The following is an 18901-nucleotide window of genomic DNA, read 5'->3' as shown; positions in this document are numbered from 1 at the left end:
CGACGTCGAACGGCGACAACGCGGCCCCGGGCCCTGCCTGGCAGCTGATCACCGCGCGGAGCACGAGCGGAGCACGAACGGCGAGGGCCGGACGCCCAACGCACCGCCGCTGGCGTGCGCGCGGTGGCCTGGAGGGCACCTCGACCGGGGCGCTGCTCAGCGGGGCAGTGTCACCAGGCCGCTCTCGTAGGCGAGGATCACCAGTTGCACGCGGTCGCGGGCGTCGAGCTTGGAGAGCAGCCGTGTCACGTACGTCTTGACGGTCGCCATGCTGATGACCAGCTCGGTGGCGATCTCGGTGTTGGACAGGCCGCGCCCGACGAGGGTGAGGATCTCGCGCTCGCGGTTGGTGATACCGCTGATCCGCCGCGCCGCGGGGGCAGGTGTGGGTGCGAGTGCGGGGGCGGGTGCTAGTGCGGGTGCGGCCTCGCGCCGTCCGGCGAACTCGGCGATCAGCCGGCGGGTGACGCTGGGCGCGATCAGCGCGTCCCCGGCTGCGACGACCCGGATCGCGGCGAGGATGTCGTCCAGCGCCATGTCCTTGACGAGGAAGCCGGACGCACCCGCGCGCAGTGCGGCGTAGACGTAATCGTCGTCGTCGAAGGTGGTGAGCACCACGACGCGCGCGTCTGCCGGGCCGGCGGTGACCAGGTGGGTGGCCTCGATGCCGTCCATGCCCGGCATGCGGATGTCCATCACCACCACGTCGGGGCACAGCTCCTCGGTCAGCCGGACCGCCTCGGCGCCGGTCGCGGCTTCCCCGACGACCTCGACATCGGGTGTTTCGGAGATGACCATCTCCAGGGCGGCCCGGACCAGCGGTTGGTCGTCGGCCAGCAGGACGCGGACGGTCATCGTGCTCCTCCCGCCACGGGCAGCCGTGCCGAGACGCGGAAGCCGCCTTCGGGCCGGGGTGCGGCGTGGAACTCCCCGTGCAGTAGGGCGACCCGCTCGCGCAGTCCCGCCAGGCCGTAACCGCTGCCCGGAGTAGTGCCGTGGCCGCGGCCGCGGTCGGTGATCTCGATGGCCACCTCGTCTCCTCTCCTGCAGTCGATGGACACGTGACAGGAGCGGGTGTCGGCGTGGCGCACCACGTTGGTGACCGACTCCTGGACGATGCGGAAGGCCGCAAGGTCGATCTCCGGCAGAAGCGGGGACCGCTCGCCGTGCCACCGGACGTCGACCCGCACACCGGCGGCCGTTGTCGCGGCGGTCAGCCGGTCGAGGTCGGCCAGGCCTGACATGTGGTGCGGGTGGGTCGCCTCCGCGCCTGCGTCCTGATCGGCTTGGCGCAGGGCGCCGAGCATGCGGCGCAGCCCCGCCAGCGTCTCCCGCCCGGCGGCCTCGATGTCGGTCAGCGCTTCGCGCGCCCGGTCCGGCCGGCTGTCCATGACCCGCCGGGCCGCACCGGCTTGCAGGGCGACGATGCCGATGCTGTGGGCCACCGTGTCGTGCATCTCGCGCGCGATCCGCAGCCGTTCGGCGGTGACCGCCTGCGCGGCCGCCTGAGTACCCAACGTCGCAGCGTGCTCCCGGGCCTGACGCATCGAGCGGCCGACCAGCCAGGCGATGAGGGCCATCAGGAGGCCGCCGTCCGAGGCGCCGATGGTGGTGCCGGTGTAGAACAGGCCGCCGCCCATCTCGTGGAGCAGAGCCAGGTGGCCGAACAGCACACCGACCACCATGGCTGCGGCGGCGCGCGACGTCCGGCGCGGACAGCCGGCGGTGACCAGACAGAGCGCGGCATCGACCGCCAGCAGTGCGGTCGGCGGGAGCTGCACGTTCGAGCGCCACGCTTGCGTCTGCGCGATCGTGGCGACGATCAGCAGACCGGTCGCCGTCAGCGGCCGACGGCGCAGCAGAGCGGCGGCGGTGAACGCGACGAGCGTGGCGAGCGTGATGGTCGCCCAGTCCCGGTGCCCCGGAAGGAGGCCCGGGGAGGGTGAGAGAACCGGCTGGCGGTCCGGCCGGGCCACGATGGAGGGGTACGCCACCGACGCGCACCAGGCCAGGGCCGTCCACGCGCCCGGTGACACGCGCTTCAGCAGGGGCAGGGGCGGCTTCACAGACATGCGGTGATCGTAACCAAGCGCTCGTCTGCGGGCATCGGACCGCGGGTGTACGACCAGGGTTGACCAGCGTCGCGACCGAGTGTCAGCTCTGCTCTGATGCCCGGCCGGGTTCTGCCGCGGCACCGTTGGTCACGTGATCGAAGTCAACGAACTGACGAAGCGTTACGGCCGCACCACCGCGGTCAGCAACCTCACCTTCACCGTCCGCCCGGGTCACGTCACCGGGTTCCTCGGCCCGAACGGCGCAGGCAAGAGCACCACGTTGCGCATGGTCCTGGGCCTGGACGATCCCACCAGCGGCACCACCACGGTCGACGGCCGCCCGTTCCGAAGTCGCCCGCGCGGCCTGCGCCATGTCGGCGCACTGCTCGACGCGAGCGACGTCCACGGCGGACGCAGCGGCCGCGCCCATCTGCGCGCTCTGGCCCGCAGCAACGCCATCCCGCGCAGCCGGGTGGAGGAGGTGCTGCGCGAGGTCGGGCTGGCCGGCGCGGCGGGCCGCCGGATCGGTGGGTACTCGCTCGGTATGAAGCAGCGGCTCGGCATCGCGACCGCGCTGCTCGGTGATCCACCGGTGCTGCTGTTCGACGAGCCGCTCAACGGGCTGGACCCGGAGGGTGTGCTGTGGGTGCGCGGCCTCTTCAGGCGCCTCGCGGCCGAGGGGCGGACGGTGTTCGTCTCCAGCCACCTGATGAGCGAGATGGAGAACACTGCGGACCAGCTGGTCGTCATCGGTCGCGGCGAGCTGATCGCCGCCGAGAGCGTGGCGGAGTTCGCCGCCCGCGGCACCCGGCTGACCGTGACCGTCCGTACGCCCGAACCCGCCACGCTGACGGGCCTGCTGACCGCCGCGGGCGCCACGGTCCACCCCGGCGAGGACGGCACGCTCAGCGTGACCGGTCTCGACGCGACCCGGATCGGCGAACTCGCCCTCCACCACCGGCTGCTGCTTCAGGAGTTGACCACCCGCACCGCCTCCCTGGAGGAGGCGTTCATGGAACTCACCGCCGACAGCGTCGAATACCTCGCAGGAGATCACCGATGACCACCCTGTCCCCCGCCCCGGACGCACGCCGGACCGCCACCGAACCACCGGGCCGATTCCGCGATCTACTCGCCGCCGAATGGATCAAACTCTGGTCGCTGCGCTCGACGCCCTGGGTCCTCGGGATCAGTGCACTGGTCATCATCGGCGCCAACCTCAAATCCGCGAACTACACCTACGACCACTTCGACCCGGACCCGGCCGCCAGGTACCTGCAGACTGCGCTGGACGACTCGTTCAACGCGATCGCCGCCGACATCCTCATGCTCGTCGCGGGCAGTATCGGCGCCATCGTGATCGTCAGCGAATACGCCAGCGGGATGATCCGCACCACCCTGGCGACCGTCCCCGACCGCCGCGCGGTCCTGACGGCCAAGGCGTGCGTACTGACGGCGGTCATGCTCGGGTACGGCATCCTCGCCGCGGGGGCCTCCTTCGGCCTCACCCAGGCGATCCTGTCCGGACGACACATCGGCCTGTCGATCACCCACCCCGGCGCCCTGCGGTTCGTCGCGGCGGCCGCGCTACTCGCCCCGGTCTGCGCGCTCGTCGGCATGGGCCTGGGCGTCCTGATCCGGCACAGCGCGGCCACCGTGGTCGGCACGGTGCTGGTGCTCTTCTTCCTGCCCTCGTTCTTCACCGACACCTACCACTGGACGGCCGACGTCTCGCACGCCATGCCGCTCACCGCCTGGCGCCGCCTGGCCCAGGTCGACATGACGGACCAGTTCGTCTCGCACTACCCGGCAACGGTCGGCGGCGCGTGGATCACCTTCGCAGCCTGGCCGCTCGTCTCGGCCGTGATCGCCACGATGGTCATCCACCGCCGGGACCTGTGACGCGTGCTCGCCATCGCCACGTTCATCGGGCTGTTCATCGCACTGCGCCGGGGCCGCGTGCCCCAGGCCGCCGCGAGCAGCACGGCGCTGAGGACCTTCGGCCGCGGCTACCGCCTCGTGGTGGCCGCCGAGTGGTGATGCGCCGACCGCCTGGCTCGCCATGACAGGCTCACCGAAGTCGAGCCGGCGCCCCGCTGCTCAGCAGGCCGGCATGGACGGGCCCGGGATCGCCCGGGACCGTCCAGGTGGCGGGAGCGGCCGGCCTCGGCCTGGCGGGGAGTTCGATCACCCGGCAGTCGGCGTCGGTCAGTGCTCGGATCACCACGTCGGCCTGGAGGGTGTCGAGGCCGAACACCCACGGGCCGGGGATCAGCACGACCTGGTAGAGGCCGCCGGCGACCGCGTCCAGCAACCGGCCGAGCCGGGGGCGCTCGCCGTCGCCCCGGCAGCCGTTGTCGAGGTGGACCAGGGGTTCGGGCAGGCCCAGGTGGGCCGCGTGGTCGCGCAGGGCTCGCTGGTGGCAGCTCATCTGCCAAGGGTCGTGGGGGTAGCAGCGGAGGTAGGCGGCGGTGTGCGGTGACACGGGGCGCGGGTCGATCGGCTTCATCTGCGGCTCAGCTCCAACGGCGATCCGGTCGGCTGGTACAGGTGGTAGGCGAGGAAGTCCGTGCTGTCGGCGACGATCTCCTCGATGTCCGGGGCACCGCGGAAGAGGTGGCCGACGCCGGGGATGGTGATCAACTCGGTTGACTCGTTGTGGACTTGCAGCCGTTCGGCGAGCAACTCGCTCTGGGCACACGGCACGACGTCGTCCTCGGCGCCGTGGATCAGCAGGAACGGTGCGGCGGCTCGGTCCGCATGGCTGACGGGGCTGGCCGCGCGGGCGAGATCCGGGCGCTGGTCGGGCGCGGCGCCCAGCAGCGCGGAGTAGGGGTCCGCGATCCCGGCCGGCAGCATCGGGCAGGCGGCGTACGCCGAACCGATGTCACTGACGCCGCACCAGTCGACGACGGCCTGGACGGTGCTGCCGGCGTCGATGACGCCCTCGGCGCCTTCGAGGCCTGCGCCGTCGGCGAGTGCGGCGAGGGCCGCGAGGTGGCCGCCGGCCGACTCGCCCCAGAGGCCGAGTCGATCGCCATCGACGCCGAGGGCGCCCGCGAAGTACCGCAGGTAGCGGATCGCGGCTTTGACGTCGTGCAGTTGGGCGGGGAAGGGCGCCTCCAGGCTGTGCCGGTAGTCGACGGTCGCGACGGCCAGTCCGGCCGTGAGGATGGCCTCGAACAGCAGGTCAACGGGGACGGAGGACGACGGGTGACGGCGGTCGCCGTCCGCCCAGCCACCCCCGTGGATCCACACCACGAGAGGCACTCGCCTGCCTCCGGCCGGGACGCGCACGTCCAGCAGGCGCGGGCGGTAACCCGGGGTCCGTGCGTACGTCGCACCCTCGTGGTGGCGCGTGCCGTCGCGACCGATCACCGGCGCCGGCGGGGGGAGGAACGACGGGGGCGGTGCGGGCGGGGGCGGGGGGAGAAGCGGTGAGAGAACGCGACGGGCCATCAGGCTTCCTCGGTGGGGTGGTGGGATCCTCGCGCAGCACAGCGCCGGGCGGCAGTGTGGCGGCGGGGCGACCGCGCCGCGAGGTCCCGAAGCGTGGGCGGGGGGTGACTCCGCCCTGTTCCACCAGGGTAAACATGAAAACTTAGGAAGTCGAGGTTTTGGTGCCCCCACCCTCGGAGCTAGAGTTCTGCGGTGACCTCCAAGCACCCCCGCGGCCCCTACGCCAAGAGCGCCGCCAAGCGGAAGCTGATCATCGACGCGGCCCTGGCGGCATACGCCGAGGCCGGCAGCCGAGGGGTGTCGGTCAGGGACATCGCCGAGCGCGTCGGGCTGACCGACGCCGGCGTACTGCACCACTTCGGCAGCCGTGAGGCGCTGCTCACCGCCGTCCTGGAGGCGCGCGACGCCGCCGCCGCGCAGACCTACGGCGACACCGAGTCGTTCTGGCACCCCGACCTGCTGATGGCGAACGCAGACACCCCCGGCCTGGTCAAGCTCTTCGTCGACCTCGCCGCGGCCGCCGCCGAGCCGACGCACCCAGCGCACGACTTCTTCACCGAGCGGTACCGGACACTGCGCGGGCGCATTGCCCAGGCCGCCGCCTCCCCGCCGCCCGCGACCGAGCGCACCCGCGCGGCCATCGAGGGCTACGACGCCGACTGGGTGGCCCGGGTCCTGCTCGCCGCCACCGACGGCCTGCAGCTGCAGTGGCTGCTGGACCCGTCGATCGACATGGCCGCCGACCTCACCCGACTGCGTGACGTCCTGCTCGACGCGCTCGAGCGCGGAGGCGTCGCAGATCCGAAGGACGCACCCGAGGCCTGAGACCCAGAGGTCAGGCGCGCAGCACCCGCACGCCGCGCGCGGTGATGGCCTTCTCCTGCTCCTCGTCGAGGACGTCGTCGGTGACCAGGTCGTCGATCGTGGCGAGCGGACAGATCTCGGCGAAGGTCACCCGGCCGATCTTGGTGTTGTCCGCGACGACCACGGAGCGGGCGCTGCTGCGCAGGAAGGCGCGGTCCGTGTGGGCCTCCATCTCGTCGTGCGTGGTGCAGCCCTCGCTCGGGGTCAGGCCGTCCACGCCGATGAAGGCGATGTCCAGGTGGTACTGGGCCAGCATCCGCTCCGCCGCCGGTCCGACCAGTTCGTAGCTGGCCGTGCGGGCGTTCCCGCCGACGACCACCAGCCGGATCTCAGGCCGGACGATCAGGTCGGCGGCGATGTTGACCGCGTTGGTGACGATCGTGATCCCGCTGCGCTCGGCCAGCGCGTGGGCGACCTCGGTGACGGTGGTGCCGCCGGTCATGCCGACCACGGCGCCGTCCGGCACCAGGCGGGCGGCGGCGCGGGCGATCCGTCGCTTCTCCTCCTGCTGCCGGCCGGCCCGGTGGCGCAGCGGCAGCTCCAGGTTGACCGCGCCGATCATCGCGCCGCCCCGGGTGCGGTGCAGCAGTCCCTGCTCGTGCAGGCTCTGCAGATCGCGACGGACCGTCGCCCCCGACACACCGAGCAGCTCGATCAGTGCGTGCACGTCCGCACTGCCTTCCTGGGCGACGTGATCAAGAATGCGCGCGGTTCGATCAGCTTTGAGCATGTCGGGAGTGTAGCTCCAGGTAGGCGCGGTGCCGGTTGCGGTCCACTTCCGGCCCTGCGGATGGCCGGGTGGGGGGCTGCGGCGATGAGCCGTGCCGCAGTCCCCCACCCGGGGAGTGTCAGGTCAGGTCAGGCGCGGGTCAAGCGCGGGTCAGGACGTGGGCGGGGTGCTGAAGGGAGCGGCCCAGGTCTGGTTGGTCTGGACGGCGTTCGGCGAGGCGCCGCAGCTGTAGAGGTCCACCGGGGTGCCGGGCACGGTGGTGGTGCCGCTGTAGACGTCCAGGCACTGGCTGGTGCCGGCGAGCTTCAGGTTGCCGTCCCGGTTGTAGGTCCAGGTCTGGTACCCGGGAGCCGAGCCGCAGGGTGCGACACCCACCCACTGGCCCGACTGCCCGTTGACCGCTCCGGTGCCGGCGCCGCTCTGCGCGGTGAGGCAGAGGTTCGAGGTGCCGGTCTGCATGAGCTGGACGGAGCCGTCGGCGCCCAGCTGCCACTGCTGGTTCGAGCCGCCGGTGCAGTCGTAGACATCGACCGGGTTTCCGGTGCCGGTGCCGGAGGTGTAGTTGTCCAGGCAGAGCGAGGCCTTGCCCCAGTCGTCGCGCGAGGCGGTGATCTGGCCGCGCGGGGCGACGGTGCCACAGCCGTTCTGCGGGGTGATCTTCAGCATCGCGTTGTCGTGCGAGCCGATGGTGAGCGGCACGCTGCCGGTCGAGGTGCCGGTGCTGTGCGCCCACAGGTCGCGCACGTCGTAGCCGCAACCGGTGCCCGAGAAGCCGAGACTCGGCAGCGAGAGCGTGTAGTTCGCGGCCGTCGCGCCCTTGTTGAGCACCACGACGGCCCGGCTGCCGTCGGCGAGCGGCTTGGCGACGACGTCGATGCCACTGCTCGCGGCCGGTGAGCCGTCAGCGTTCGCGCCGCCACCGGACACCCGGTAGCCGCCGGCGCCCAGCGGGTCCTGGTCGACCGCGATGACCTCGGGATTGCCCAGGATCGCCACCGAGGCCTTCAGGTGCGCGGCCTCGCTCGGGTGGGCGGCGATGTAGGCGGGCTCGAACTTGCGGGCGTCCGTGGAGATCACCAGCGGGGCGGCCAGCGCGGAGAAGAGCGCCATCTGGCTTCGCTCCTCGGCGGTGGTCATGCCGTTGTCGCCGATCAGCAGCATGTCGGCGTCGTTCCAGTTGCCGGGGCCCTGGTAGCGGCTGAGCTCAAGGGTGTTGTCGAAGCTCTGGTAGGCACCGAAGTTGTAGCCGCCGCTGGGCAGCGCCTGGTTCCACGGGTCCTTGCCGTCGCCGTGGTTCCAGATGTCCGGGCCGACCCGCCACAGCTGGCCGAGCGAGCGCACCGAGTTCATCGAGGCGAACTTGTCCGGGCCGTTGCCGAGGCCGGCCGGCGCGGAGATGTTGAACATGACGTTCGGCGTCGGGGTGCCGGCGTTGTTCGCGTTGGTGACGGCGGTGTTCAGGTCGCCCGACATCCGCGCGTCGAGGGTCGGGATGGGCTCCTGGGGACCGCAGTTGTCGTACTTGAGCTCGTCGACGCCCCAGGAGACGAGGGAGTTCGCGTCGTTCTGCTCGTAGTGCTCACTGCCGTTGGGCAGGTTGGGCGCGGTCGGCGCGGCAGTGCTGCAGGTGTGCGTGCCAGAGGTCTCGTAGATGCCGAACTTGGCGCCGAGGCCGTGCAGGTAGTTGCCGTAGGCGGTCAGCTCGTAGTCGAAGCCCGGCTGCCGCGCGGTGTCGCGGACATCGGTGGCGCCGCCCCAGTTGAGCGCGCCGTGCAGGTAGCCGGAGCTGTTGCGGTACATCCAGCAGTCGTCGACGGTGACCGTCTTGAAGCCCGCGTTGATCAGGCCGGCGTCGGACAGGCCCTTGGCGTTGTCCTCCATGTACTGCTGGAACGAGTAGTTCAGCGGGTTGGATCCGTCCAGCGGCGCCTGCGGCGTACAGGTGGCGCGCGACCAGTTGTTGAAGCCCATCGGCGGGACCGGCGCGAGCGGGGTGTTCGGCGTCGCGGCGGAGGAGAAGTTCGCGGCCGACTGGCTGACGCCGTCGTTGGCGGTCGCGGTACCGGTGCCGAGGAGGCAGCCGGCGGGGATCAGCGCCACGGTCAGCGCGGCGAGCAGGGGTCTGCGGAGCGTGCGGATTGCCACGGGGGTTGGCTCCTTGGGGCGAGGGTGGTTGCCGCGCGGCACTGCCGGGCCGCGGTGGGCGACGGCTCGTCATGGGCGGTCGGCGTGTGGGGTGCCGAACGGTCCTGTCATGGACAGGGGGCCTGGCGAGTGGGTGACATAATCTGCGCATTAGTGGGGCTGAGTCAACAGGAACGCGCATCGCTACTCACTTGCGATGCCTGACCACGCCGACCACAGTGGATCGCAACGGTCCCGTAACGACATCTGGACCTGGCGGCCCGCCTCGTGAATACTTCGCGGACGGCAAGGGCTTTCGGAACTGCTTGAAACCTGCGGACTGTGCGCAAGATTGCGCAACAGCTCCCAGCCTTCACGCAGTGCGCCCGGCCGGTCAGGCGAGTCGGCGTGCGGCCCGGCAGCCATCGACACGGCTACCCCCACGCGTGGTGATTCCGAAGGCGGTTGCCGGCTCTCACACCCTCATGAGTGGCACCCCGTCCCGGCGCGGGTCCGCAGGCACGAAGGCGGTAACTTCAGTGAACAAGCGCGTACTCAGTCTCTCGGCGGTCTGCGCGATCGGCGCTCTCGCACTCACGGCCTGCGGCAGCAGCAGCGGCGGCAGCGGCAGCGGCGCCGCGAGCGGTCCGGTGACCCTCAAGCTCGTCGCGGCCGACTACGGCGACAAGGCGTCCAACAGCTCGACGCTGTACTGGAACGACGTCGTCAAGGGATTCGAGGCCGCCAACCCGAACATCAAGGTCGACGTCCAGGTGATCAACTGGAACGACATCGACAAGCAGGTCAAGACGATGATCCAGAGCGGCAACATGCCGGACGTCCTGCAGACCGGCGGTTACGCCGACAAGGTCGCCGACAAGCTGCTCTACCCGGCCGACGACGTCCTCTCCCCCGAGGCCCAGGCCAGCTTCATCGACAGCTTCGCCAAGGCCGGCCAGGTCGCCGGCACCCAGTACGGCATCCCGTTCGTCTCCTCGGCGCGCGCCTTCTTCTACAACAAGACGGTCTTCGCCCAGGCCGGCATCACCGCTCCGCCGCAGACCTGGGACGACGTGAAGGCCGACGCCGCGCTGATCAAGGCGAAGGTCCCCGGGGTCACCCCCTACGCGCTGCCGCTGGGCCCCGAGGAGGCGCAGGGCGAGAGCATGATCTGGGAGCTCGGCAACGGCGGCGGCCCCACCGACGGTTCCGGCAAGTACGCCCTCAACAGCCAGGCCGACATCGACACCTTCAGCTGGCTCAAGTCCAACCTGGTCGACCCCGGCCTCACCTACGCCAACCCCGCCACCACCGACCGCAAGACCGCCTTCGCCGACTTCGCCGCGGGCAAGGCCGCCATGCTCAACGGCCACCCCTCGCTGATCCAGATGGCGACGGACGGCAAGGTCGACTACGGCGTGGCGCCGATCCCCGGCAAGGCCGGCGCGCTCAAGTCCACCCTGGGCGTGGCCGACTGGATGATGGCCTTCAAGAAGAACGGCCACAAGGACCAGATCAAGCAGTTCCTGGACTACGCGTACTCCGAGCAGAACACGCTGAAGTTCGACGAGACCTACAACCTGATGCCGGTCACCACCGACACCCTGACGGCGATGACCTCCAGCGGCAAGCATCAGGACCTGGCACCGTTCTTCGCGCTGCTGCCGCAGGCCTCCTTCTACCCGGTGGGCGACACCACCTGGGACACCGTCTCGGCCCAGATCAAGCAGAGCATCGGCACCGCCGTCAGCGGCGACCCGGCCAAGGTCCTCGGCGATCTGCAGAAGAAGGCCCAGGACGCCGTCGCCGACAACTGACGCCCCCGGACGCGGGGGGGGGGGGGGGGGGGGGAGGGGGAGCCCCCCCCCCCCCCCCCCCACAACCCCGCACCCCCGCAAGCAGCTAACACCCCAGGAAGGGGGTGGGGGAGCGCCGGCGCCGGACGGCCGCTCCCCCACCCGCCACGCACCGCACCGCACTTGCGCTGCACCGGACCGCGCTGCACTGCACCGCAGCGCGCTGCACCGCACGTCGAAAGCCGTACGGCAGGCACTGCCGCACACACACGGAAGGCACCACCCGTGTCCCTCACCTCCACCGCCCCCAATGCCTCCGGGCCGAAGCGAGGCGAACCGCCCCGCCGGGCACAGGCAAAGCCGCGGCGCTCGGGCCTCGAACGACTGGGCCCCCTCCCCTGGATCGCGCCGGCGGTCCTGCTGATCCTGCTGGTCGTCCTCTGGCCCGTCTACGAGATGGTCCACACCTCGTTCCTGCGGATCAGCAGCAGCGGGTTCGTCCGCGGCTCGGCCGGCCTGGACAAGTACCGCAAGCTCTTCGCCGAGCCCGACCTCGGCCACGTCCTGGTCTCCACGGTCATCTGGACCGTCACCGTCGTCGGCCTGACGATGCTGCTCTCGCTGGCCCTGGCGCAGCTGTTCAACCAGCAGTTCCCGGGGCGCCGGCTGACCCGCTGGGCGCTGATCGCCCCCTGGGCGGCGTCCGTCCTGATGACCGCCATCGGCTTCAAGTGGATGCTCAACCAGACGGCCGGCGTGCTCAACACCGCGATGACCGACCTCGGCCTGATCAGCGGCCCCCAGGACTGGCTCGGCAAGCCCTCCACCGCCTGGCCGTGGATGATGTTCGTCGCCGTCTTCGTCTCGCTGCCGTTCACCACCTACACCCTGCTGGCCGGACTGCAGACCGTCCCGGGCGAGGTGTACGAGGCCGCGCGGGTGGACGGGGCGTCCACCTGGCAGACCTACCTGCGCATCACCCTGCCGCTGCTGCGCCCGGCCTTCCTGGTCGGCGTGGTGATCAACCTGATCAACGTCTTCAACTCCTTCCCGATCATCTGGGGCATGACGCAGGGCGGACCCAGCAGTGCGACGGCCACCACGACCGTCTTCATGTACCAGCTGAAGGACACCGACATCGGCGAGTCCGCGGCGATGTCGGTGGTCAACTTCGCCCTGGTCGTGGTCATGGTGCTGGCCTTCCTCAAGGTCAGCCGCTGGAAGGAGGACGAGAGCTGATGAGCCGTCAGACACTCACCGTCAAACCGCGGTTGCGGCCTCGCACGATGGTCGTCGCCGCCGCCGCCTGGCTGCTGGCCGCGGTCTTCCTGCTGCCGTACCTCGAAATGGTCGTCACGGCACTGCGTCCGGCCGACGAACTGCGCGATCCGGGCTACCTGCCGCACCACTTCGCCTGGTCCAACCTCATCGACGTCTGGCGCGACTCCACCCTCGGCGACAACCTGAAGGTCACCCTGCTGGTGGCCGCCGGCTCCACGCTGCTGGCCCTGCTGGTCGCGCTGCCGGCCGCCTACTACACCGCGCGGATGAAGTACCGCGGCCGCAAGTACTTCCTGCTGCTCGTCCTGGTCACCCAGATGTTCCAGCCCACCTCGCTGCTGGTCGGCTTGTACCGCGAGTTCTTCCAGCTCGACATGCTCAACTCCGTCTGGACGCTGATCCTGTGCAACGCCGCCTTCAACCTGGCGTTCGCGATCTGGATCCTCACCGCCTACATCTCCTCGATCCCGGTGGAGTTGGAGGAGGCCGCCATGATCGACGGCCTCGGGCGGCTCAGCGTGCTGCGCCGGGTGGTGCTGCCGCTGGCCATGCCGGGCGTGGTCACCGCCGTCATCTTCACCTTCATCTCGGCCTGGAACGAGTTCGTGATGGGCCTGACCCTCTCGACCGTCCCCACCAGCCAGCCGCTCACGGTCGGCATCAACAGCTTCATCGGCGACTACACCGTCCAGTGGAACTACCTCTTCGCCGGATCGGTCATCGCCATCCTGCCGGTGGTCGTGCTCTTCGCCTTCATCGAGCGCCAGGTGGTCTCCGGCCTGACCGCCGGATCGGTGAAGTAACCGCCACACCGACCGCCACACCCCCGCCTCAGCGCCCGCGCCACCCCCCTTTCACTCCCAAGGAGTCCCCGCATGCCCACCGCCACGCCCTCCCGCACCTCGGTCGAGATCGCCTCCCAGCCCGCCTGCTGGCGTCAGGCGGCCGAGTCGCTCACCCAGCACGCCGCCGCCCTGCCCCGCCGGGGCGAGCGCGTCGCGGTCATCGGCTGCGGCACCTCCTGGTTCATGGCGCAGTCCTACGCCGTCCTGCGGGAGAGCGGCGGCCACGGCGTCACGGACGCCTTCGCCGCCTCGGAGTTCCCGCAGGGGCGCGGTGACTACGACCGGATCCTCGCCATCTCCCGCTCGGGCACCACGACCGAGGTGCTGGCCCTGCTGGGCCGGGCGCGCGCCGCGGGCGTGTCCACCGCCGCCATCACCGCCGACCCCGCGACCCCGATCATGACGACCGCCGACACGGTCGCGGTGCTGGACTTCGCGGACGAGGAGTCGGTGGTGCAGACCCGCTTCGCCACCACCGCGCTCGCCCTGCTCCGCGCCCACCTGGAGGCCGAGGACGCGCTGCCGGCCGGCGTGCGCACCCTCGCCCGGGCGGCGGACGACGCCGAGCGAGCCATCGGCACCGAGCTGGCCGCCGAGGTGTGCGGCGCCGAGCAGTTCACCTTCCTGGGCAGCGGATGGACGTACGGGCTGGCGCTGGAGGCGGGGCTGAAGATGCGCGAGGCGGCCGGTGCCTGGACCGAGGCCTACCCGGCCATGGAGTACCGGCACGGACCGATCAGCATCACCCGGCCCGGGCGGGTGGCGTGGATGTTCGGTGCGCTGCCGGCCGGACTGGCCGGTGACATCACGCGGGTCGGCGGCACGCTGGTCGCCGACTCCCAGGACGACGCCGGTGGCCTGGACCCGCTGGCCGACCTGGTCCGGGCCCAGCGGCTGGCGGTCGCGGTCGCCGAGGCCCGCGGCTACGACCCCGACCGGCCGCTCAACCTCACCCGGTCCGTCGTGCTGGACAGCGCCGATGCCTGACGGCAGGGACGCGGGCGACTGTGTGATCGCCCTGGACGTCGGCGGCACCGGCATGAAGGGCGCGCTGCTCGACCGTGACCTGCGGCCGCTGCTGACGCTGCGCCGGGCCACTCCCCGGGGAGCCGGCCCGGAAGCGGTCGTGGACGAGATCGCCGCCGCCCTGCAAGAGCTCGCCCGGCGGGCCGCCGAGCTCGGCTTGACGGTCCGGCACAGCGGCGTCGTGGTCCCCGGCATCGTCGACGAGGACCGCGCCCGCGCCGTCTACTCGGCCAACCTCGGCTGGCGCGCCCTCCCGCTCGCCGAGCTCCTCGAAGCGCGCACCGGACGGCCCGTGACGCTCGGCCACGACGTCCGGGCCGGCGGGTACGCCGAGACCGTCCTCGGAGCCGCGCGCGGCGCGCGCGACGTCCTCTTCGTGGCCATCGGCACCGGCATCGCCGCCGCCGTCATCAGCGACGGCCGCCCGGTGCGGGCCGGCGGCTACGCGGGCGAACTCGGCCACCTGGTGGTCGAGCCGGACGGTGCACCCTGCGGCTGCGGTGGCCGCGGCTGCCTGGAGACGGTGGCCTCCGCGGCGGCCATCGCCGCCGCCTTCAGCGCGCGTTCCGGGCGGGCCACCGAAGGCGCCGACCATGTCGCCGCCCTGCTCGCGCAGGGCGATCCGAACGCCCAGGCGGTCTGGCAGCGCGCGGCCGACGCGCTCGGCACGGCCCTGGCGACCGCCGGCACGCTGCTCGGCACCGAGCTGATCGTGCTCGGCGGTGGCCTCGCGCAGGCCCGCGAACTCCTGCTCACGCCGGTGCGGGCCGCACTGGCCGCTCGGCTCAGCTTCCAACGCAGGCCGTGCGTGGTGTCCGCCGCGCTGGGCGACGAAGCCGGCTGCCTGGGCGCCGGGCTGCACGCCTGGCGCGCGGTGAGCGACGCCCTCGCGCCACCCTTCGAGTTGACGGGCAGTCAGACGCCGTGATTCTCACGGTCACCCTCAACGCGGCCCTGGACGTCACCTACTTCGTCGACAGCCTGGTCCCCCACGGCTCACACCGCGTCGACGCCGTCCACGAACGGGCCGGCGGCAAGGGCATCAACGTCCCCCGCGTGCTCGCCGCCGCCGCGCCGTGGCCCGAGATCCTGCGCGAGGCCGTCGCCCTCTCGGCTGCCGCCGTCCCGTGCCCGGTGGCCGGCGACTTCGACACCGGCACCTTCCACCAATTGCGCACCACCGTTCCCGTGGAGGAGATCCATGACGCTCACCCCGACCGATGAGATAGCCCGAGCCGCCGCCGAAAGCACCGTGGGCGTGGGCGCGTTCAACGTCGTCCAGCTGGAGCACGCCGAGGCGATCGTGGCCGGCGCCGAGGCGGCCGGGCTGCCGGTGATCCTCCAGATCAGCGAGAACACCGCCCGCTACCACGGCGCCCTGGAACCCGTCGCACTCGCCTCGCTCGCCATCGCCCGGGCCGCGAACGTCCCCGTGGCCGTCCACCTCGACCACGCCGAGTCCGCCGACCTGGTGCGCGAGGCCGTCGAACTCGGCTTCACCTCGGTCATGTTCGACGCCGCCAAGCTCCCGTACGAGGAGAACGTCGCCGCCACCCGCGACATCACCGCCTACTGCCACAGCAGGGGCGTCTGGGTCGAGGCCGAACTCGGCGAGGTCGGCGGCAAGGACGGCGCCCACGCCCCCGGCGTGCGCACCGACCCGGCCGAGGCCGAGCGGTTCGTCGCCGCGACCGGCGTGGACGCCCTCGCCGTCGCCGTCGGCAGCTCCCACACCATGCTCACCCGAGACGCCGTCCTCGACTTCGCCCTCATCTCCCGCCTGCGCGAGGCCGTGCCGGTGCCGCTCGTGCTGCACGGCTCCTCAGGCGTCAGCGACGTCGACCTCGCCAAGGCCGTCCAGGCGGGCATGACGAAGGTCAACATCTCCACCCACCTGAACAAGACGTTCACCCGGACCGTTCGCGCACATCTCGACGCGCACACCGAGGTCGCCGACCCCCGCAAGTACCTCGGCCCCGCCCGCGAGGCCGTCGCGGCCGAGGTCGCTCGCCTGCTGCGAATCCTTTCCGCAAGCTGACGCATCGTCACATCGACTATGAGGAGCTTGCGTTGAGCGGCGAACCGCAGGCTGCCGCCCCCGCCCGCGGCCGGCTCCTACGGCCCGTCACCGCCTGAGCGGGCCAGGCCTGTTCGACGCCGGCCCGGGGCAGGGCAGCACCGGGCCGGCGTTCGGAGAGGTCTACCAGCGGACTCGCGAGGGAGCCGGGTTGAGCTTGGCGGCGAGGGCCGCGAGGAAGGTGGGGAGCTTGTCGACCATGCTCCTCGGCACCGGGGTGGTCTGGACGGTGCCCCGCCGGACGTCCTCGACCACGAGCGTGTAGGTGCCGTTGTCCTCGACGAGTTCGGCGGCGAAGAGCAGGGTTGCCGTGGAGGTTTGCATCGAAGGTCCTAGGCTTGGGTGTCGTTGAGCCAGGCGGTCCAGGCCTTGGTGGCCGGCTCCTCGTCGGCGTCTTGCGCGAACAGGTGGTGGCCCAGCCAGATCGGCACGTTCCAGCTGCTGCCGTTGAAGAACCGGTACAGCGCATCCGGCCCGCGCAGGCCGACGAAGTCGGGGCTGAGCCAGTCCACGACCACATCCACCGGACGGCCGTCCGCACCCGGGAGGTCGAGCGACAGCCGGTCGCCGGCGGCCGTGCCCTCGGGGAGGCCGAGGCGCCGGCGCAGCGCGGCGAAGTCGGCCGGGTCGGCGGTGGGTTCGGAGCGGACGGCCCTGACGTAGACGGCGGGGCGACCGGCGAAGTGCCGGAGGTACTCGGCGAGGCCGTGCTGGTAGAAGTCGACGTGCTTCTCGGCCGCGTCCGACTTGGCGTCCCACCTCCAGGTGTCGTCGACGACGCCCGTGTGCACCCAGTGGATCCCCATCCGCAGGTGGCTCGTGCCGCCGTCGGCCGGCTCGATGCGGTAGGTGAGCGTGTTGGAGAACCCGCCGTCCTGGGTCGCCCGGACGGCGAAGTGCCTCGGCGGCTCCCATGCCACGACGGTGGAGTCACCCCTGGTGGCCTTTCCGCCGACGCGCGGCTCGACCTCCATCGGGTACAGCCAGCCGAGGTTGCCGGCGCCGGTGGCGACCGCGTCCCAGACCTGCTCGGGTGCGGCAGGCAGGTCCTGCTCCCGGCGGACCTCGAACTCTCGGGCCATGATCGGTTCTCCTTCGTCGTCGTTCGTGGGTCGGTAACGGGTCAGTAGGTGAGCGTCAGTAGGTGAGTGGGAGTGCGCTCAGCCGGCGTTGCAGGGGATTCGGCCGCCATGCGAGGGCCGCCCCGCCGGCGGCTTCGTCGGCCAGCCGCAGGCGTGGCAGCCGGCGGACCAGCGTGCCGATGGCCACCTCGGCCTGGAGCTTGGCCAGCGGGCCGCCGAGGCAGAAGTGCGGGCCGTGGCCGAAGGTCAGGTGCCGGTTGTCCGGGCGGGTCAGGTCGAGCCGGTCGGGGTCCTCGAAACGCTCGGGGTCGCGGTTGGTCGCGGCGAGGAACAGGTACACCAGCTCGCCCTCGCGCAGCGTCCGCCCGCCGATCTCCAGGTCCTGCGCGACGACCCGGACGATCGCCTGGGTCACCGTGTCGTAGCGGGCCAGTTCCTCGACGGCGCCGCGGATCAGCCGCGGGTCCGCGCGCAGCCGGGCCAGCTGGTCGGGGTGGCGCAGCAGGGCGAGCACGCCGTTGCCGATCAGGTGGGTGGTGGTCTCGTCGCCCGCGGTGATCAGGACGAAGCAGGTGGACAGCAGTTCGGAGTCGGTGAGCCGGTCGTCCTGCGCCTGGGTGGCGACCAGGGCGCTGATCAGGTCGTCGCCCGGGTCCGCCCGGCGCCGGCGGACGAGCCCGGCGAGGTACTCCTCGTACTGCGCGATCGCCGCCTCGGACTTGTCGATGTCCTCACCCAGCCGGCCGAAGCGGCGGAACCAGGTCTTGACCTGCGGGCGGTCCTCGGGCGGGATGCCGAAGAGCTCGCAGACGACGGACATCGGCAGCGGGGAGGCGACCGCCTCGATCAGGTCCATGGTCGGCCCGGCCGCGACGGCCTGGTCGATGAGCCGGTCGCCGATGCGCTGGACGCCGTCGCGCAGGGCTTCGACGCGCCGGGCGGTGAAGGCCCGGTTGGCCAGCTTGCGCAGCCGGGCGTGGTCCGGCGGGTCGGTGTTGGTCATCACCCGGCCGAGCCGGTCCGTGAGCCGACTGAAGGCCTTGAGGTCGCCGCCGAGCGCGCCGTAGGCGCGGGTCATCCGGTCCCGGTCGTTGGACAGCCGCAGGTCGGTCAGGGCCGCCTCGACGTCGGCGTACCGGGTGAGGTACCAGATGCCCTGGGCGCTGCGGTGGACGGGGCTCTCGCGCCGCATCCGGGCGTAGCAGGGGTACGGATCCCGCTGGGCCTCGGGGGTGAGCAGGTCCGCGGCGAGGTCGTGGGGCGGGGCGAGGTCGCGGGGCGGGGCGAGGCCCGCCGTGGGGCGGGCCTCGTCCGTGGTGTCGGTCGGGTTCACTGCGATCCGCGCTACTGCCGGGCGTTCATGGCGTCGGCGAGGCTCCTGGGCCGCATGTCGGTCCAGGACTGCTCGACGTACTCCAGGCAGGCGGCGTTGCTGTCGGGGCCGTGGACGACGGTCCAGCCGTCGGGGACGTCCGCGAACTGCGGCCACAGCGAGTGCTGGTTCTCGTCGTTGACGAGCACGAGGAAGGTGCCGTCCTGGTCGTCGAAGGGGTTGGTCATGGG

At 71.6% G+C, this 18901-nt stretch carries 20 protein-coding genes and 1 pseudogene; 11 read left to right on the top strand and 10 right to left on the bottom strand.

Annotated elements, in window-relative coordinates; translation table 11 throughout:
* Positions 1-156: 156 nt before the first annotated feature.
* Positions 157-855: a response regulator gene (locus tag AC060L_RS30750; RefSeq protein ID WP_483802236.1), complete on the bottom strand. Its 699-nt coding sequence runs from the start codon at positions 853-855 to the stop codon at positions 157-159.
* Positions 852-2072, bottom strand: coding sequence for a sensor histidine kinase (locus AC060L_RS30745; RefSeq protein WP_483802235.1), 1221 nt, complete (start codon positions 2070-2072; stop codon positions 852-854). The genes AC060L_RS30750 and AC060L_RS30745 overlap by 4 nt, the downstream gene beginning before the upstream one ends.
* A gap of 133 nt (positions 2073-2205) precedes the next feature.
* Here AC060L_RS30745 and AC060L_RS30740 point away from each other — a divergent pair, with 133 nt between their 5' ends.
* The 3 genes from AC060L_RS30740 to AC060L_RS30730 are packed head-to-tail and all read left to right on the top strand — an operon-like array spanning position 2206 to position 4094.
* Complete coding sequence (locus AC060L_RS30740; protein ID WP_483802234.1) at positions 2206-3117, top strand: ABC transporter ATP-binding protein; 912 nt, start codon at positions 2206-2208, stop codon at positions 3115-3117.
* Positions 3114-3956 (top strand): ABC transporter permease, encoded by an 843-nt coding sequence (locus tag AC060L_RS30735; protein ID WP_483802233.1) that lies wholly within the window; start codon positions 3114-3116, stop codon positions 3954-3956. The genes AC060L_RS30740 and AC060L_RS30735 overlap by 4 nt, the downstream gene beginning before the upstream one ends.
* A 3-nt stretch (positions 3957-3959) precedes the next feature.
* Positions 3960-4094: a hypothetical protein gene (locus tag AC060L_RS30730; protein ID WP_483802232.1), complete on the top strand. Its 135-nt coding sequence runs from the start codon at positions 3960-3962 to the stop codon at positions 4092-4094.
* A gap of 31 nt (positions 4095-4125) precedes the next feature.
* Here AC060L_RS30730 and AC060L_RS30725 read toward each other — a convergent pair whose 3' ends face one another.
* Positions 4126-4563, bottom strand: a complete 438-nt coding sequence (locus AC060L_RS30725) for a hypothetical protein (protein WP_483802231.1) — start codon at positions 4561-4563, stop codon at positions 4126-4128.
* Entirely contained in the window at positions 4560-5513 is a 954-nt protein-coding gene (locus tag AC060L_RS30720) for an alpha/beta hydrolase fold domain-containing protein (RefSeq protein ID WP_483802230.1), read from the bottom strand. The genes AC060L_RS30725 and AC060L_RS30720 overlap by 4 nt, the downstream gene beginning before the upstream one ends.
* 192 nt (positions 5514-5705) lie before the next feature.
* On the opposite strand from AC060L_RS30720, the gene AC060L_RS30715 reads away from it, so the two are divergent.
* Positions 5706-6338 (top strand): TetR/AcrR family transcriptional regulator, encoded by a 633-nt coding sequence (locus tag AC060L_RS30715; protein ID WP_483802229.1) that lies wholly within the window; start codon positions 5706-5708, stop codon positions 6336-6338.
* Positions 6339-6348: 10 nt separating this feature from the next.
* Here the strand turns inward: AC060L_RS30715 and AC060L_RS30710 are convergent, their stop codons facing one another.
* Both AC060L_RS30710 and AC060L_RS30705 read right to left on the bottom strand, forming a co-directional pair.
* Entirely contained in the window at positions 6349-7107 is a 759-nt protein-coding gene (locus AC060L_RS30710; protein WP_483802228.1) for a DeoR/GlpR family DNA-binding transcription regulator, read from the bottom strand.
* A gap of 150 nt (positions 7108-7257) precedes the next feature.
* Positions 7258-9252, bottom strand: a complete 1995-nt coding sequence (locus tag AC060L_RS30705; protein ID WP_483802227.1) for a ricin-type beta-trefoil lectin domain protein — start codon at positions 9250-9252, stop codon at positions 7258-7260.
* Between the two features lie 518 nt (positions 9253-9770).
* Between AC060L_RS30705 and AC060L_RS30700 the strand changes: the two genes are divergently transcribed.
* The 7 genes and pseudogenes from AC060L_RS30700 (at position 9771) to AC060L_RS30670 (ending at position 16217) form a co-directional block, all read left to right on the top strand.
* Positions 9771-11048, top strand: coding sequence for an extracellular solute-binding protein (locus AC060L_RS30700; RefSeq protein ID WP_483802226.1), 1278 nt, complete (start codon positions 9771-9773; stop codon positions 11046-11048).
* 264 nt (positions 11049-11312) lie between these two features.
* Positions 11313-12266 (top strand): carbohydrate ABC transporter permease, encoded by a 954-nt coding sequence (locus tag AC060L_RS30695; protein WP_483802225.1) that lies wholly within the window; start codon positions 11313-11315, stop codon positions 12264-12266.
* Positions 12266-13111, top strand: a complete 846-nt coding sequence (locus AC060L_RS30690) for a carbohydrate ABC transporter permease (RefSeq protein ID WP_483802224.1) — start codon at positions 12266-12268, stop codon at positions 13109-13111. The genes AC060L_RS30695 and AC060L_RS30690 overlap by 1 nt, the downstream gene beginning before the upstream one ends.
* A 72-nt stretch (positions 13112-13183) precedes the next feature.
* Positions 13184-14140, top strand: coding sequence for an SIS domain-containing protein (locus AC060L_RS30685; RefSeq protein WP_483802223.1), 957 nt, complete (start codon positions 13184-13186; stop codon positions 14138-14140).
* Complete coding sequence (locus AC060L_RS30680; RefSeq protein WP_483802222.1) at positions 14133-15107, top strand: ROK family protein; 975 nt, start codon at positions 14133-14135, stop codon at positions 15105-15107. The genes AC060L_RS30685 and AC060L_RS30680 overlap by 8 nt, the downstream gene beginning before the upstream one ends.
* Positions 15104-15247 (top strand): annotated as a pseudogene (locus AC060L_RS30675) (1-phosphofructokinase); the annotation flags it as partial. The gene AC060L_RS30680 and the pseudogene AC060L_RS30675, both read left to right, overlap by 4 nt.
* 133 nt (positions 15248-15380) lie before the next feature.
* Positions 15381-16217 (top strand): class II fructose-bisphosphate aldolase, encoded by an 837-nt coding sequence (locus AC060L_RS30670; RefSeq protein WP_483802221.1) that lies wholly within the window; start codon positions 15381-15383, stop codon positions 16215-16217.
* Positions 16218-16379: 162 nt separating this feature from the next.
* On the opposite strand, the gene AC060L_RS30665 is transcribed toward AC060L_RS30670, so the two are convergent.
* The 4 genes from AC060L_RS30665 to AC060L_RS30650 are packed head-to-tail and all read right to left on the bottom strand — an operon-like array spanning position 16380 to position 18898.
* The gene (locus AC060L_RS30665; RefSeq protein ID WP_483802220.1) at positions 16380-16580 is read right to left on the bottom strand and encodes a hypothetical protein; all 201 of its coding nucleotides are present in this window, start codon (positions 16578-16580) and stop codon (positions 16380-16382) included.
* An 8-nt stretch (positions 16581-16588) separates the two neighbouring features.
* A complete protein-coding gene (locus AC060L_RS30660; protein ID WP_483802219.1) occupies positions 16589-17338 on the bottom strand; it encodes an SRPBCC family protein in 750 nt (249 codons plus the stop codon).
* A gap of 55 nt (positions 17339-17393) precedes the next feature.
* Positions 17394-18671, bottom strand: coding sequence for a cytochrome P450 (locus AC060L_RS30655; RefSeq protein WP_483802218.1), 1278 nt, complete (start codon positions 18669-18671; stop codon positions 17394-17396).
* 11 nt (positions 18672-18682) lie between these two features.
* Positions 18683-18898 (bottom strand): MbtH family protein, encoded by a 216-nt coding sequence (locus tag AC060L_RS30650; protein ID WP_483802217.1) that lies wholly within the window; start codon positions 18896-18898, stop codon positions 18683-18685.
* Between the last annotated feature and the right edge of the window lie 3 nt (positions 18899-18901).

The sequence above is a fragment of the Kitasatospora sp. NEAU-69 genome (assembly GCF_057158765.1).
Note: the sequence above shows the minus strand (reverse complement) of the source record. Positions and strands in the feature narration are given on the sequence as shown.